General features: G+C 50.1%; 14 protein-coding genes, 1 other RNA gene and 1 pseudogene. 8 read left to right on the top strand and 8 right to left on the bottom strand.

Translation table 11 applies throughout. From position 1 onward, the window contains the following. A partial coding sequence (locus P8P30_09795; GenBank protein MDG1287834.1) for an IS1595 family transposase occupies positions 1-107 on the top strand: 107 nt, incomplete at its 5' end. Here the strand turns inward: P8P30_09795 and P8P30_09790 are convergent. The 3 genes and pseudogenes from P8P30_09790 to ftsZ all read right to left on the bottom strand — a co-directional run bounded on the left by P8P30_09790 (position 104) and on the right by ftsZ (position 3201). Beyond that, positions 104-358, bottom strand: a complete 255-nt coding sequence (locus P8P30_09790) for a hypothetical protein (protein MDG1287833.1) — start codon at positions 356-358, stop codon at positions 104-106. The two genes, P8P30_09795 and P8P30_09790, sit on opposite strands and share 4 nt — an antisense overlap. A 154-nt stretch (positions 359-512) precedes the next feature. Then, positions 513-1457: a UDP-3-O-acyl-N-acetylglucosamine deacetylase gene (gene lpxC, locus P8P30_09785; protein ID MDG1287832.1), complete on the bottom strand. Its 945-nt coding sequence runs from the start codon at positions 1455-1457 to the stop codon at positions 513-515. A 781-nt stretch (positions 1458-2238) separates the two neighbouring features. After that, a pseudogene (gene ftsZ, locus P8P30_09780) lies at positions 2239-3201 on the bottom strand (cell division protein FtsZ). Between the two features lie 181 nt (positions 3202-3382). Here ftsZ and P8P30_09775 point away from each other — a divergent pair. From P8P30_09775 to P8P30_09745, 7 genes are all read left to right on the top strand, one after another. After that, a complete protein-coding gene (locus P8P30_09775; GenBank protein ID MDG1287831.1) occupies positions 3383-4096 on the top strand; it encodes an N-acetylmuramoyl-L-alanine amidase in 714 nt (237 codons plus the stop codon). Between the two features lie 13 nt (positions 4097-4109). Then, positions 4110-4467, top strand: an RNA gene (gene rnpB / locus P8P30_09770) — RNase P RNA component class A. 320 nt (positions 4468-4787) lie between these two features. After that, a complete protein-coding gene (rpsA, locus tag P8P30_09765) occupies positions 4788-6512 on the top strand; it encodes a 30S ribosomal protein S1 (GenBank protein ID MDG1287830.1) in 1725 nt (574 codons plus the stop codon). Between the two features lie 100 nt (positions 6513-6612). Continuing rightward, complete coding sequence (gene sppA, locus P8P30_09760; GenBank protein ID MDG1287829.1) at positions 6613-7545, top strand: signal peptide peptidase SppA; 933 nt, start codon at positions 6613-6615, stop codon at positions 7543-7545. Between the two features lie 25 nt (positions 7546-7570). Next, on the top strand, positions 7571-7867 hold the full coding sequence (locus P8P30_09755; GenBank protein MDG1287828.1) for an integration host factor subunit beta: 297 nt from the start codon (positions 7571-7573) through the stop codon (positions 7865-7867). Between the two features lie 5 nt (positions 7868-7872). Further along, positions 7873-8217, top strand: a complete 345-nt coding sequence (locus P8P30_09750) for a LapA family protein (protein ID MDG1287827.1) — start codon at positions 7873-7875, stop codon at positions 8215-8217. Positions 8218-8343: 126 nt separating this feature from the next. Further along, the gene (locus tag P8P30_09745) at positions 8344-8982 is read left to right on the top strand and encodes a phosphoribosylanthranilate isomerase (GenBank protein MDG1287826.1); all 639 of its coding nucleotides are present in this window, start codon (positions 8344-8346) and stop codon (positions 8980-8982) included. A gap of 63 nt (positions 8983-9045) precedes the next feature. Here the strand turns inward: P8P30_09745 and trpA are convergent, their stop codons facing one another. The 5 genes from trpA to addA all read right to left on the bottom strand — a co-directional run bounded on the left by trpA (position 9046) and on the right by addA (position 15669). Then, on the bottom strand, positions 9046-9834 hold the full coding sequence (gene trpA / locus P8P30_09740) for a tryptophan synthase subunit alpha (protein ID MDG1287825.1): 789 nt from the start codon (positions 9832-9834) through the stop codon (positions 9046-9048). Next, positions 9831-11039 carry a tryptophan synthase subunit beta gene (trpB, locus tag P8P30_09735; protein MDG1287824.1) on the bottom strand — a complete coding sequence of 403 codons (1209 nt, stop codon included), beginning with the start codon at positions 11037-11039 and terminating at the stop codon, positions 9831-9833. Before trpB ends, trpA begins: the two co-directional genes overlap by 4 nt. 55 nt (positions 11040-11094) lie before the next feature. Beyond that, positions 11095-11826, bottom strand: coding sequence for a hypothetical protein (locus tag P8P30_09730; protein ID MDG1287823.1), 732 nt, complete (start codon positions 11824-11826; stop codon positions 11095-11097). A gap of 80 nt (positions 11827-11906) precedes the next feature. Then, on the bottom strand, positions 11907-12230 hold the full coding sequence (gene trxA / locus P8P30_09725; GenBank protein MDG1287822.1) for a thioredoxin TrxA: 324 nt from the start codon (positions 12228-12230) through the stop codon (positions 11907-11909). 31 nt (positions 12231-12261) lie between these two features. Beyond that, positions 12262-15669, bottom strand: a complete 3408-nt coding sequence (gene addA / locus P8P30_09720; GenBank protein MDG1287821.1) for a double-strand break repair helicase AddA — start codon at positions 15667-15669, stop codon at positions 12262-12264. Positions 15670-16029 lie beyond the last annotated feature (360 nt).

Genomic DNA, 16029 nt, shown 5'->3' with positions numbered 1-16029 from the left:
AAGAGCATTTTAATCTGTTCTTGAAAGAATGTGAGTGGAGGTTTAATATGGGCACACCAAGTGACTTACTGGCAGACCTGAAAAAGTTGCTCAAAGAATATTATTAGGTGTCAGCCCCTACTTTTAAGCTTTTGTTTTGGAAAAATTGTTGCACCGTGCTGACGGCAGCCTCGGTCACACTACCAAAATCACCATCTGCGAAAGCTTTCTTGCTCTGTAGAAAATGGTGTTTCGACTCAGGTAATTTAGCCCTGACTTGCGCCATGAGCTGCGGATTATCTTGCAGCATATCCCATAATTGAGATTGTGCTTTTGTAACCTCAGCGCCCTTTGTACCTGTATAGAGTATCGTTGACATGATAAAATTATAGTGGATCAATATGAAAATTTGATGAAGCTATGGGTGATAGCTTCCGATTGAGAAATTAAAATGTTTAGGTTGCTATTTTACTCGCCAAAATACGTCTAGTGATGAGAAGTAGTTGAAATAGAGTATTAGAAGGAAAGATCAGCTAAGCAAAAGCGGGGAGCGTGCCATCAAGGGTTGGCATCGCTGGTGTAGGAGCCTCATAGCGTGGCTTGGAAGTTTGTGTTTCTGCTGCCGTCGCATGTTCAATAATTTTGCGCGCCATTGCCGTATTGATTGTGTGACCAGGCTTATGCGCACGTACTAAGCCGCGGATACGTCCGCCACAAAGGAACAGGTCGCCAACAAGATCAAGCGCTTTATGCTGAACGAACTCATCATCCGAGCGTAAGCCTTCTGGGTTCATCACATTCTTGCCATCTAACACGACAGCATTTTCTAAAGAGCCACCGCGTGCGAGACCGATTGTTTTGAGATATTCAACTTCGTTCAAGAAACCGAAGGTACGTGCATCGCTCATCGCGCCTGCGAAAGCGGTTTCAGAAAAATCAACCAGAAGCGCTTGTTGGCCAATCGCGTCATGATCAAAATCAATTGCCACTTCAACGGCAAAGCCGTCATAAGGCAAAATTTCAATCTCAGAGCCATCAAGTTCAAGCGTAATAGGGGATTCAATTTCGTAAATACGGCGTTCGGCGTTTTGCTTTTTTACACCCACTGTCGCGATGAGTTCAAGGAAGGGGGTTGAGCTACCATCCATGATCGGCACTTCTGGGCCATTTACATAAACGATTGCGTTATCAATACCTGAACCCCAAAAAGCGGCCATAAGATGCTCAACTGTCGAAAGCGTTTCGCCCGATGGATGGGTAAGAGAAGTGCCAAGTTTTGTTTCGCCTACGAGGGTGGCGGTTGCGGCAAATTCAAGCGGAGTCTCTAAATCCGTACGGATAAAGTGAATACCGGTAAACGGTTCTGCAGGTTCCAACGTCAGTAATACCGGTGCGCCACTATGCAGGCCGATGCCTTCGCAGGTTACGGTTTTCTTTAGCGTGTGCTGTTTATTCGATTGAAATGCAGTGTTTCTCATACTGCAGAGTATAGCAGTCGTTTTCACGCATAAAATTCACGCTTTATATCGAAATGTAACAGTCTTAGTTGGCTTGGCGACGCAAGAAAGCAGGAATCTCTAGGTCATGTTGAGGTTCTTGCTCAGGTTCTGGATTGCTGGCAGCGACTTCAACACGGCGAGCGCGTGGGCGCTCTTCCTCACGTGAAGAAAGGCGAGACGCAACGCGCTTGAATAAGCCCGGCTGTCCGTCTTCTTCCTCGTAATCATCTTCCCATGCTTCCTCTTGAGCGACCGCTACATTGGTTTGTGCGGCAGGTGATGGCATATAAGCCGCCGACTCTTCGTGCATTGTCGGCATGGGCTCTTGCTGTGGAGCAATTTCTGCACGCGTGGGGGCGTGACGGCCAACCGAACGTGGTCCGCTAGGGGCGCCAGCTTCTTCGTGCGTGAATTGGAAAAGCTCTTGCGGCTCTTCTTCTTGAAGGCCTGTGTCAAGATGCGCGGGCGCCGCTTGTGTCATTGCGTGTTGTGGCTCAGGCTGTAAAGCTGGCTGTGGCACGGAACGCATCATGGGCTGTGGTTGGGGCGCTTGAGTCGCGACAGGAGCAGGGTGATACTCCGCTATGGGTTCTGCTACAGGGCGGGCGATAGGTTTAAATGCGGCTGGCATAGGCTTTGCAGTGGTGGTTTCTATTGCACGAGGCGTAGCAGTGGTGACGCCGTTACGCACTGAAAAGCTGTGTGGTGTGCGGGTTTCCGTTGCTCCGCCACCATGACGGCTATGTTTGCCGCCGACGGGCTCAATGCCTGTGGCAACAACGCTGACACGCATTTTCCCTTCCATATTATCATGGAAGGTCGAACCGAAGATAATGTTAGCATCAGGATCGACTTCATCGCGGATGCGGTTAGCCGCTTCATCCACTTCAAAGAGGGTCATATCATGGCCACCGGTAATGTTGATCAACACGCCGCGCGCGCCTTTCATAGAGACATCATCAAGCAATGGATTGCTGATTGCTGCTTCGGCTGCATCAACCGCACGACGTTCGCCTTCTGCTTCGCCGGTACCCATCATCGCTTTGCCCATTTCGCGCATTACGGTGCGAATATCAGCAAAATCGAGATTGATAAGACCCGGCATGATCATCAAGTCAGTCACGCCGCGTACGCCGCTATGGAGTACTTCATCTGCCATGCGGAACGCATCAGCAAAGGTGGTTTTCTCATTGGCGATACGGAAGAGGTTCTGGTTTGGAATCACGATCATCGTATCAACATATTTTTGCAGTTCGTCTAGGCCGCTATCGGCCAAGGTCATGCGGTGCGTGCCTTCAAAATGGAAAGGCTTAGTCACGACAGCCACGGTTAGGATGCCTTGCTCTTTCGCCATGCGTGCGATGACAGGCGCTGCGCCTGTACCTGTACCACCGCCCATACCGGCAGTGATGAAGACCATGTGGCTGCCTTCAATATATTCCATAATTTCAGCGGCAGCTTCTTCGGCTGCGGCGCTACCGACATCGGGATTAGCACCTGCACCAAGGCCTTGCGTAATATTCGCGCCGAGCTGGATAACATTTTCGGTTTGCGCATTGCCGAGTGCTTGTGCATCGGCATTAGCGACCACGAAATTTACGCCCTGAAGCTGCGCGGTGATCATGTTATTAACGGCATTGCCACCCGCGCCACCGACACCAATAACGGTGATTGTAGGCGTTAGCGTTTCATTGCGTGGAGCTGGAGTAATCGTGAGCGACATGTGTTTCCCCTTGTCGAGTTTCTTCGTCATCGCGGTTCTTTGTAGAATAAGCGGATTTTCCGCGCCGTCGACAGCTTTTTTGTTATTATTGTAACTGAGTATATCGGCGCAAACTCTGAATGCAACGGAAATGGCAGTTAATATTGTTATAATAGCCAATAAAATCTGCTAGATTGCGCGTATGGAGTTTATTCAGTCACCTTCTCCCAACCATGACGAGCGCAAATTGCCGGTCAGTTTGTTGTTGCTGCATTACACGGGCATGAAGACCGGTGCCGAGGCGCTGGAGCGTTTGACCGTTGTTGAATCAAAGGTTAGTGCGCATTATTTAGTGGAAGAAGAGGGGCGTGTTTTCCAAATGGTCGATGAGTCGCGCCGTGCATGGCATGGTGGGGTAGGTTATTGGCGCGGTATTACCGATATTAATAGTGCCTCCATTGGTATTGAGGTTGTGAATCCGGGGCATGAATGGGGTTACCGCGCTTTTCCAAAAGCGCAGATGGAGGCGGTGACGCAGCTTTGTCAGAGAATTTTAAGTCGCCACCAAATTTTACCACGAGATGTGATCGGTCATTCTGATATTGCACCCATTCGTAAAGAAGATCCAGGTGAGTTATTTGATTGGCGGGGCTTGGCTGCGCAGGGAGTGGGCTTATACCCGTCATTGCGAGGAGTCGAAGGCGACGCGGCAATCCAGAATGTCGCAAGCACCACCGGGTTGCCGCGCTACGCTCGCAATGACGTAATGGGGCAATTGCAGGAATATGGCTACTCTATAGAAAATCTTGAAAAAACCATCACGGCCTTCCAAAGGCATTTCCGCCCAGCGCTGCTCAGCGGCGAGTGGGATGAGCAATGCGCTGAAATTCTTGCATCTTTGCTCAAGAGCGCGTAAATAGAGCTCTAAATCAGATGGTCGGGTGGCCGCGGGGTTATTTATAACCGCGAGGAAAGTCCGGGCTTCATGGAAGACGGTGGCGGGTAACTCCCGCCGGGGGCGACCCTAGAGATAGTGCCACAGAAAATAGACTACCTTGGCTTTGCTAAGGAAAAGCTGAAAAGGTGCGGTAAGAGCGCACCGCGTTGCTGGTAACAGGAATGGCAGGGCAAACCTCACCGGAAGCAAAACCAAATAGGGATGGTACATAGTGTCTTTCACACTATCATCCGGGTAGGTTGCTAAAGATTGCGGGTAATCGTAATCGTAGATGAATGGTCACCGCCTGCTTGCAGGTACAGAACCCGGCTTACAGACCATCTGATTTTTTTATTGTTCCCTCTGCGCGCCTACTGGCGCTCAAATAGAATGCCGCTTCGCGGGCTGATGGCTCACGAAGTCTACTGACTTCGTTTGTAGTATTAACGAAGGAGCGAGCCAGTAGGCGAACCAGCCTTGAGTATTGGCGAATGCCAATAGCCTATCGTCGAGCCCAGCAGAGCGAGCGGGGGTGATCAAAGAAAGCAAAAACCCTTGCCTTTTATTGCTTTAGCGTTATGTTTTACGCCCTTGTGGTCGGCGGGTGCTGGCTGCGTTTATTAACGAACCCCGTTTTACGCTTGCGTAAAACAAACAGAATTGAATTATTATGACTGCTTTAAAAGCTGCAAGATTTGCACAAGACCTGCCTGAGGATTATCAGGCTCCTGAATCATTCGCTGATATTTTTGAAAACGAACTTGCTGGCAGCGCTGTTGCCGAAGGTAGCGTTGTTGAAGGTACCGTAATCGCTGTAACTAAAGACTTCGCTGTTGTCGATGTTGGCCTGAAATCCGAAGGGTTTATTCCTTTGTCTGAGTTCGGCCGTGAAGCTGAGATGCAGCCCGGCGATAAAGTTGAAGTTTATGTGGACCGTTACGAGAACCGCTCTGGCGAAATCGTGCTTAGCCGCGAAAAAGCCCTGCGCGAATCTGTATGGGAAGACTTAGAAAAAGCATGTGCGAAATCTGAGCCTGTAAACGGTACGATCTTTAACCGCGTTAAAGGTGGTTTCACCGTTGATCTAAACGGTGCGGTCGCATTCCTACCGGGTAGCCAAGTGGATATCCGTCCTGCGAAAGACATCACTCCATTGATGAATGTTGAACAGCCGTTCCTCCTTCTTAAGATGGATCGCAAACGTGGTAACATCATCGTTTCACGTCGTGCTCTACTTGAAGAGTCTCGCAGCGAAGAACGTCAAGAGCTACTCGATAACATCCAAGAAGGTTCTAAACTTGAAGGTGTTGTGAAAAACGTAACGGACTATGGTGCGTTCGTTGATCTCGGCGGTGTTGATGGACTATTGCACGTAACTGACATGTCTTGGAAACGTATCAACCACCCAACGGATGTGTTGAAAGTTGGCGAAACAATCAATGTTATCGTGACTAAATACGATCCTGAAACGAAGCGCGTAAGCCTCGGCATGAAGCAGCTTGAAGAAAACCCTTGGAACGAAGTTGCTGGCAACTTTGAAGTGGGTCAAATCTGCACAGGTCGCATCAGTAACGTGACTGACTATGGTGCGTTTGTTGAGCTCGGTGAAGGCATTGAAGGTCTCGTACACGTATCTGAAATGAGCTGGACGAAGAAGAACGTTCACCCAAGCAAGATTGTGTCAGCTAGCCAAGAAGTGAAAGTACAAGTTCTTGATATCGATCGCGAGAAGCACCGTATCAGTCTTGGTATTAAGCAAACTGAAGATAACCCTTGGAACAACTTTGCTAAGAACAACGAAGCCGGCAAAATTGTTGAAGGTGAAGTTCGTAACATCACTGACTTTGGTCTATTCGTTGGCTTAGACGGCGAAATTGACGGTCTGGTTCACTATTCTGATATCTCTTGGGATAAATCAGGCGAAGAAGCCGTTAAAGATTACAAAAAAGGCGATATGGTTAAAGCACGAATCTTGGCCATTGATGTTGAGAAAGAACGTATCAGCCTAGGTATCAAACAGCTTGAAGATAATAAAGCGGCTGAAGCGATTGAAGGTTTGGGTAAAGGTGCGACCGTTACTTGTACTGTGACTGACGTTCAACCAGGTGGTATCGAAGTTGAAGTGACGGATGGTCTCAAGACTTTCGTTAAGAAATCTGATCTATCACGTGATCGTCAAGATCAACGTCCAGATCGTTTCGCTATCGGTGATCGCGTCGATGCTAAAGTGACGTCACTCCTCAAGAAAGAGGGTAAAGTGAATGTCTCTATCAAGGCACTAGAAATGGATCAACATAAGCAAGCCATCGAAGAATATGGTTCGGCTGAAAGTGGTGCAAGTCTTGGTGACATCCTTGGCGCTGCGTTGAACGAAGCGAATAAAGACAAGAAATAGGTCAAACTATTTCGATTTGAGGAATAAGGGGATGAATTGTTTCAATTTATCCCCTTTTTCTTTTTACTAATGGCGCATTACTCACTACTAAATAGGCACTATGGCTTTAAACGCAGATATCTTACTTGAACGTATTCATCTCAAAGCGCAGGCGCGTCGCTGGCGTTTGGTCGCATTGGTGGTGGCAGTACTCGCTGCGCTGATGTTATTTCAGAAATTTGGTAAAGGCAGTGGCCTACCTCTGACACAAGATCATATTGCCCGTGTGACGCTGGACGAGATCATTTTTGACGATACGAAGCGCGATGAGTTGCTAACGGAAATCGAAAATGATGATACGATCAAAGCTGTTATCGTAAGAGTGGATTCACCCGGTGGAACCACGGTTGGTTCGGAAGAAATTTACCTCCGCCTGCGTGAGATTGCGAAGAAAAAACCTGTCGCTGCGGCGATGCGTAGTTTTGCCACCTCTGGCGGGTATATGGCGGCGATCGGCGCGGACTATATTGTTGCGCGCGAAGGAACGCTTACTGGCTCTATTGGTGTCATTATGCAAACGGCTGAAATGACTGAGCTTGCGAAAAAGATCGGAATTACTCCTATCGTCGTGCGTTCAGGTGATTTGAAAGCCTCGCCGACTCCGGCAGAAAAGATGACGCCGAAAGTACGCAAAATGTTAGAAGGCATTATTGATGATTTCTTCCAGTACTTTATCGGATTGGTCAAAACCCGTCGTGGGTTAGACGAAGTACAAGTGGCGACGATTTCGGATGGCCGAGTGGTCTCAGCTCGCCAAGCTATCGCGCTTAACTTGGTGGATGAAATTGGCGGTGAAGCTGAGTTGCTAAAATGGCTGAAAGCCAAGCATAAGGTCGATGAAATGCTTGAAATTCGTGATTACGAAGTACCAGAAGAAGATTCTTCTCTCAAAGATTTACTGACGGGTGCCACAGCCGGTACGATTTTTGAAAATTTAACATCACTTCCACTTGACGGGTTGGTCTCTATCTGGCACCCTACGGCTCTTAAATAAACCTTTAATTCTAGTCGGTTGCACAATGACAAAATCTGAACTTATTCAACGCCTCGCTAAACGTTTTCCTCGCCTTATGCAGCGCGAAATCGAACAACTTGTTAACACCTTTTTAGGTGAAATCAGTGATGCGCTTTGCGAAGATGGTCGTGTGGAACTCCGCGGTTTTGGTGCCTTTTCGGTACGTAAGCGCGAGCCACGCAAAGCCCGTAACCCGAAAAATGGTGCGGAAGTAAAAGTCGGAACGCGCCACTCTATCTATTTCCGTACGGGTAAAGAATTACGCGACGAGATTAAAGACCTCGCCGTTACTAATAGCTAGTAGCCGTGTTTTCGTCACTCTTTCGCTTAGTACGTTTAACCCTTCTCATTCTTATTTTGGTGGTGGTGATTGTGTTCACTGTTTCCAACCGTGGCGATGTTGATCTCTCGCTCTATCCCTTGCCGTTTGAAGTAAGTTTACCGACCTATTTATTCTTTCTGGTCACGCTGGCTGTGGGTTACATTTGGGGCATATTCTCCAATAGTGTTTCCACCTTCCGCCATAAACGTGTGGCGAAAAAAGAACACAGCAAAGTGGAGGCGCTTGAGCAAGAAGTTGCCAGCCTACGTGCGCAAAAAGCGACCACAACAGCGCCGACAGATGTACCCAAAATCACCCAAGATGACTAAGACTAAGGTCCGCTTTTTTACACTTCATTCGTTGAATGAAGTGGTATTTACGCGGCACGCCTCTTTCGCCAGAAATCTGGCGGACGCTCCTTGTTTGCCTATCCGTAAGATTGAAGGATGAAGCAAATGGCTTCCCCTCTCGTCAAAATTTGTGGCCTTACGACGCAGGAAGGGGTTGCCACCTGCGTAGAATTCCACGCTGATTTCATCGGTTTTGTGCTTTATAATAAGTCACCGCGTCACTGTACTGCACAACAATTTGCGCAGCTCGCGATGAATGCGGGCGAGACTCCGACCGTGCTGGTAACGGTAAATGCCAGTGATGCATTGCTAGATGAATATATGGACGTATACCGTCCCGATTATGTGCAATGTCATGGCGATGAGTCACCTGCGCGGCTTTCTGAGATTCGCAGTCGCAAGGTAAAGATTATCAAAGCACTGGGTATTGCGGAAGTGGGTGATTTAAGTAAAATTTCTGAGTATCGCGTCCATGCGGATATCTTACTGCTAGATGCAAAACCCGTGGCCGGCGAGTTGCCAGGCGGCAATGCCAAGCGCTTCGATTGGTCGCTTCTGGCGGATGCGAATATCTCTGGTGATTGGATGCTTTCCGGCGGCCTAAATATCGAAAATGTCACCGATGCGATTGCGCAAACTGGTGCACCAATGGTGGATGTTTCTAGTGGGGTAGAGAGTGCTCCAGGGGTGAAAGATGTGGAGTTGATTGAAGCATTTAGAAAGAATTGTCATCCCGTCGCATGATAAAAGACTCTATCCACCCGTGATGATGACTGAAAGAACCTTGTCATAACATGGGAGTGGGAATTACTTATGAGTCGCTGCTGCCAATGCTTCCACGAGTTTGCATGCGGCATCACTACCTTGTTCATGCAAGGTTTTCACAATCGCTGAACCGACGACTACTGCATCCGCATGTCTAGCCGTTTGTGCTGCTTGCGCCGGTGTCTTAATACCAAAGCCAATGGCGAGCGGTAAATCCGTTTGTGTCCGTAAGGCGCCCATCGCTTTGTCGAGTGCTGTGTTGCTGGCTGATTTATCGCCGGTAATACCCGCAACGGAAACATAATATACAAAGCCGCTAGCCGATTGTAAAATCACTTCGCGGCGCGCGGCATCCGATGTGGGGGTTACTAAACGGATCAAATCAATCTCATTGGCTGCCATATAAGGCGTGGCTTCCAACTCTTCTTCCGGCGGCAAATCGACGAGGATCAATCCATCCACACCTGCCTCATTCGCAGCGACACAAAACGTCTCCCAACCCATAATGTAAGGCGGATTGCTATAGCCCATCAGGATGATCGGTGTTTCGTCATCGCTTTTGCGGAATTCAGCCACCTGATCCAGCGTTTTAGCGAGCGTCATGCCGCCCTTCAGCGCACGATTTCCTGCCGCTTCAATCACCGGACCATCCGCCATAGGGTCGGAAAATGGCATGCCAATCTCGATGATATCTGCACCCGCTGCGGGTAGCTTCGCCAGAAATTCCGCACTTGCAGCGGCATCAGGGTCACCCGCCATAATGAAGGGGATAAAGGCCGTTTTATTCTGCGCTTTTAGTGCGGCGAATTTATTTTCTAGGCGTTTGCTCATAGCTCCACTCCAAACGCTTCGGCCAGCGTAAAGATATCTTTATCGCCGCGCCCACAGAGGTTCATCACCAGTAGATGATCTTTCGGTAGTGTCGGTGCAATTTTACTCACATGTGCTAGCGCGTGGCTTGGCTCTAATGCCGGCAAAATCCCCTCCATCTCCGTACAAAGCTTGAAGGCATCCAGTGCCTCACTATCCGTCACACTGACATAATTCACCCGGCCAATTTCATGCAGATAGCTATGTTCAGGACCAATGCCCGGATAATCCAAGCCTGCCGAAAGACTATGTGCTTCTTGAATTTGGCCATCATCATCTTGCAGTAAATAGGTGCGATTGCCGTGCAGAATGCCTGCTTTTCCTTTGGCTAAGGATGCCGCATGTTCGCCACTCTCTAAGCCTTTTCCGGCCGCTTCAACGCCGTACATATCGACAGTTTCATCATCAATAAACGGGTGGAATAAGCCAATCGCGTTACTGCCGCCGCCGATGCACGCCACCAGCGAATCTGGCAGACGGCCTTCCTTAGCCATCATCTGTTCTTTGGTTTCGCGTCCGATAACAGACTGAAACTCGCGCACCATCTCAGGATACGGATGCGGACCTGCGGCGGTGCCAATCAGGTAATAGCTATCCTCCACATTGCTCACCCAGTCGCGCAGGGCTTCATTCATCGCATCTTTAAGCGTGCCTGAACCATTCGTGACCGGCACAATCTCTGCGCCCAGCAACTTCATGCGAAATACATTGGGCTTTTGGCGTTCCATGTCTTTGGCGCCCATATAGACGACACATTTGAGACCGAATAACGCACATACCGTCGCCGTTGCCACGCCATGTTGGCCGGCGCCCGTTTCTGCAATAATGCGTTTGCGACCGAGCTTTTTGGCGATCAGCGCTTGGCCGATACAGTTATTGATTTTATGCGCGCCCGTATGGTTGAGTTCATCACGCTTAAAGTAAACCTTCGCCCCGCCCAAATGCTCCGACAATCGCTTCGCATGATAAAGCGGCGAAGGACGGCCAATATAATCTGCGGCGAGGCTATCAAACTCCGCCCAAAACTCTGGATCATTTTGGATCGATCGATACGCCGTCTCCACTTCTAAAATCAGCGGCATCAAGGTTTCAGCAACATAACGCCCCCCAAAAATACCGAAATGGCCGTTCTCGTCAGGCAATGAATTGTGTTTAGGATTGTTCATAGGGGCGTTATAGCCGCCTTCTCACATATTGTCACCCCGTCGCATGACGAGGATTTTAGACGATTGGCTCTAGCCTATATTGCGTATCCCATGCATTGCCGTAGATTGGTTGGCCGGGGTTGGATTGGTTCTGTAATCCGTAAAGCGTGCCCGCTAGGATCGCATTTACGCAAGGCTCGATATACGCATCGGCGGCTGAAAGGCGGTGCTCAATATGTTTATCGTCACGAGGTTTATCGGGCAGGCGAAGTGCTACGGAGCGGTTATTAGGGCCCCAGCTAAGATGGGTGGGAGAGTGTTTTCCATGTGTCTCAAATCGACTGGTATCGTTGGGAGAGAAGGTGCTTAAATGCTGCTGCATTGTGGCGAGTAATCCGCCGAGTGTATGCAGCATTGGTGCGCTATACTCATCATATTCGTTGCGGGTAAAGGTGTTTATGCCGCTTAGATCCTCTAAATGGAGGTGGAAATGTAGGGCGCTTCCGTAATCTTGCGGGTAAGGCTTGGCGGAGAAATCGCTCACTAACTCGGTGCCAATCGTTTGGCGTAGGGCTTCTAGCGTTTCGATAAAAGTGGGGATGTCGGTGAAGGTTTTTGTGGCGATTTCATATTGGGTTTTACCGCGTTCTTTTTCGGCAGGGTAACAATCGGTGCAAATCTCGTTCAGCGTTTGCAGGATGGTTTCTTCTGGTAAGGTTTTGCGCACATAAAATTCCAGCTCCGCCGCGAAAACGGGACGGAGCTGGAATTGATCTTGTAGAATATGTAATTTATTTTTAAGGGTCATCTTGAGTGAGCGTAGCGAGTCGAAAGATCTGTAAATTTAGCATGAGATCCTTCGGCTTCGCTCAGGATGACAGGCTTAAATTAAGCAACAACGCTATCAATCCATTCCTGAATTTTCGATTTTGGTAGGGCGCCTACTTTGGTGCCGATTACTTCGCCGCCTTTGAAAATCATCATTGTTGGAATTCCGCGAACACCGTATTTGCTTGGCGTTTCAGGGTTTTGATCGATGTTGACTTTCGCAACGGTGAGCTTATCGCCCACTTCGCCGGCTAGCTCATCAAGAATCGGTCCGACTTGCTTACAAGGGCCACACCATTCTGCCCAGAAATCCACCAATACTGGCTTATCTGAATTTAGTACCTGAGCTTCAAAGCCCGCATCGTCAATATGTTCTGCACTCATTTTAGAGTCTCCTTTTCGTTATGAGATTAATCTAGGTAGCGCAGGGCGTAATTGCAAGGGGCATCAGCTTCGGAGTGTGTGTCCAGAGGATCGCTGCTTCTACGCGCTTGTCGGGATAGACACGGCGGATTGTATCGACATAAAGTTGCATTTGCTGGCGATGTTGCTCGGGGATAGCTGCTTGCGTTTGTGGCACATTGCGGCTGGTTTTGTAATCGACGATCAGCACGGAATCTTTCAACACTACGAGTCGATCAATTTGACCGGAGAGTATTTGGCTCTCAGCCAGCATGGCAGTGATAGGCACTTCGGCGAGCGATCCTTGGCCGAACACGGCGGTGAAGCGAGCATCATTCAGCACGTCGAGCACTTCTTCGATCCAGCGATGACGTTGTTCTTCAGGAACTTGATGTTGTTTTAGCAGGATCTCAGCAGAGGTGCGGCGGTGTTCAGCCGCAATATCGGGCAGAATTTCAAGCAGGTGGTGAATGAGTGTTCCGCGTTTGGCGGAGCTGCGCTCTTTGCGAATGAGCGGTGAATCAGCAGCGGGTTCGGCAAGTTTCGGGCGTGAGGGGGTGAGCGGGCGCGGCGGCAGTGGCTCATCGGGCATATTCTGCGTGACCCAGGCAGGGAGTGTATTCGTCATTGCGAGCGAAGCGGGGCAATCCAGTGATGTTGGAATCTTCTGGATTGCCACGTCGCTATCGCTCCTTGCAATGACGTCCGTCAGCACCCAATGCCCTTCGGGTTGCTCAACGCCAATTTGTTCCATCGCTTGGGCAATATGGGCGTACCAGCAATCATCGGCGGGGGCTTTGGCATTGGCGCCGAGCCACCCGGTCACGTAGAGTTCATCGGCGGCGCGGGTCATTGCCACATAAAGTAGGCGACGATATTCGCGCAGTTCGGCCTGTTTGCGGTGATCTTTGAGGGCGAGGATGGCGTGGCTTTGCGCCGCATCATCCGGTGCGAAAAGGGCGGTATCGTCTGTCCAGAGGAGTTTCTCCATGGCGCTGGGCTTGCCGACAGTATCGGGCAAAATCACGATAGGTGCTTGCAGGCCTTTACTGCCGTGAACGGTCATGACGCGTACTTCATCGCCGGATTGTTCCATTTCACGCTTAATGGTGATCTCCTCGCGGCGAAGTTCCTGCACAAAACCTTGTAAGGAGGGGGGCTGTAATCGTTCGTAATCGCGGGCGAGATTGAGTAGTTCATCGAGCGGATCATGCACTTGAGTGCCGAGGCGTGAGGCGAGTTTCTCGCGCCCGCTATCTGCCTCTAAGATGCGCGCTAGCAGCTCGTAGGGGCGTAGGTAATCGACGGCGGATAACCACTCGGAGAGTTGGCTGGCGATATCGGGTCTATGCGTGCGGACTGCATCCCATAAGCTGCTTTTCCGTGGATTAGCCAGCGTGAATAGCGCCTCCTCGCTTACGTTAAAGAGCGGTGATTTCAGCACGCAAGCTAGCGATAGATCATCTTGTGGCAGCAGTAGGAAATCCGCCAAAGCGAGCATATCTTGTACGGCGAGCTGTTCGAGCAGTTTGAGGCGATCTTCACCCGCTACTGGCACTTGATGTTTTTTCAAAGCGCGAATCAACCGATAGTAGAAAGGACTACGTCGGCGTACCAGAATGAGAATATCACCGGCTTGCACGGCGCGGCCTCGCGCGGGTAAATGCCGTTCTGTTTGGAGCCAGTTGGCGAGGGTGGAGGCGATAGTCTCTGCGCATTGGCTTTCAGCGGTCGGGTTTTCGCGCGCATTTTTGGAATCGGGGACTTGCCACGGAGTGCGAGCTTGGGCGTCTTTTTCCTGAATGGCTAGTGGCCAAAGCTCGACGCGTCCGGGCAGTTGACGGCTGGCTTGGTGCTGGCTGGTATGGCCTTCTTCCAATACGCCTTCGGCGGCAGTGGGGTTGCTGAGTACGGTATCGACTAATTTCAGCACCGCGGGGGTGGAGCGGAAGGAAAGCGAGAGCGAAACCGGTTGCCATTTCTCGCCTGAGCTAATGATTTTCTGCGCGAAATGCTGCTTCATCTGCGCGAATTTCTCTGGGTCAGCACCTTGGAAACGGTAGATGGATTGTTTCTCATCGCCCACGACAAACAAGGTGCGTGTGTCTTCGCGGGAGGATTCGCCGGTAAAGAATTCTTCGGCCAAGAGCTTGATAATTTGCCATTGAATGGGCGAGGTATCCTGCGCTTCATCGACCAATAAGTGATCGATGCCGCTATCGAGTTTGAACAGAATCCACGGCGCAATGCCTTCGCGATTGAGCAGTTGATAGGTATCGTTAATTAGATCGTCATAATCCAGAAATCCGCGGTCACGCTTTAACTTGGCGTAGAGCGCGAGCAATGCTTCGGCCAGTGATAACATGGCGAGCGACCAATCGGCCGCTTCCTGCGTGAAGAGCGCTTGGGCGAGGGTGTGGATGCGCGCTTGTTCTTCCAGTAAAAACTCCGCCACCTGCGGGTTGGCCTTGCTTTGCTTGACAGCAAGTAGCGATTTGCGCGGGCTATTTGTGGCGGTGAGGAAGGCGAGGAACCATTGCTGTAATAAGCTGTCATCGGGTGCTTCACTGCTGCTGCTTCGCCAATGCACGAGCCATGTATCGAAGGTGTCGGCGCGTTCATTATCGCCTTTGCCGCCCATGCGCAGAATCGGTACGGCAGCGGCGAGTTCATCTAATCGACGTGGGAGGGTTTCGTAATAGTCTTTGAGTAGGCTGTCGTGGGTTTCGTCTGTAATGCCGAGGAAGGTTTTGACTTGCTGGTGTGTGGTGGTGGCGCCTTGCGCATCGCGGAACCAACTTTCAAACACGCCGCGTTTTTTGATAATTTCATCGAGCAAGCCGTCTAGCTCATCCTCGCCTAACCGGGCGGCGAGCTTTTGCAGGTGGGGGGTGAGGTCGGCGATTCCTTTGGGCAAGCGCGGCTCGGTAAAAAGCTGATGGCGCGCCTCGCGCAAGAGCAGGCTGGTTTGCGATTCCTCCATCAGGCGGAAATAGGGCGAGACGCCGGCCTCCAGCGAAAAGCGCTTCAGCAAAGACTGACAGAGCGAGTGAATGGTCATGATCCGCACGCCTTCGGGAGCCTCTAACACCTGCAAAAACAGGCGGCGGGCGCGCTGGCGGGTAGCATCATCGGGCGCATGACCGGTGAGGTTTTGTAGGGTTTGGTCGAGGTCGCTATCAGACAGGCGCACCCAAATGGCGAGCTCTTTTTGCAGACGAGTCAGCATTTCCGCCGCCGCCGCGCGCGTGTAGGTGAGGCAGAGGATTTTCTCCGGCACGGTGCCGGTCAGTAATAGCCGTAACACGCGGTCCGTCAGTACCTTGGTCTTTCCGGTGCCTGCATTGGCCGTCACCCAGACCGATTGCTGCGGACTCGCCGCCGCCCGCTGCGCTTGGGTAATGTTGAGTAATTTGCTCATGAACCCCTAACGTAACGCCTGATTTGCCAAAGTATACGCTGTTTCTAGCGGTAAACCTTAACAAAACGTTAATATTTGGGAGGGCGGAGTTGTGTTATTCTAATCGTGGTTTCTTGTGTATTAATCCTTTGTACATCTTTTTGTTACATTGGTTTAATCCATTTCAGTAAGGATAGCTTTATATCTTACTCTATTTTGAATAGGTGATTGAACTCTTGCTGATCTAAAAGCAAGAAACCAAATTTTTAGGGGCTGACACCTAACATTTAAATTGTTAGGAGTTATTGATGTATATAAAGCATTGTAAGTTATCGAGAAATAAGCAGTTAGAGTTGATAAAATATTTCATTGCGGGTTCTA

The sequence above is a fragment of the Rickettsiales bacterium genome, assembly GCA_029252805.1.
Taxonomy (GTDB): domain Bacteria; phylum Pseudomonadota; class Alphaproteobacteria; order Rickettsiales; family JALZUV01; genus JALZUV01.
Note: the sequence above shows the minus strand (reverse complement) of the source record. Positions and strands in the feature narration are given on the sequence as shown.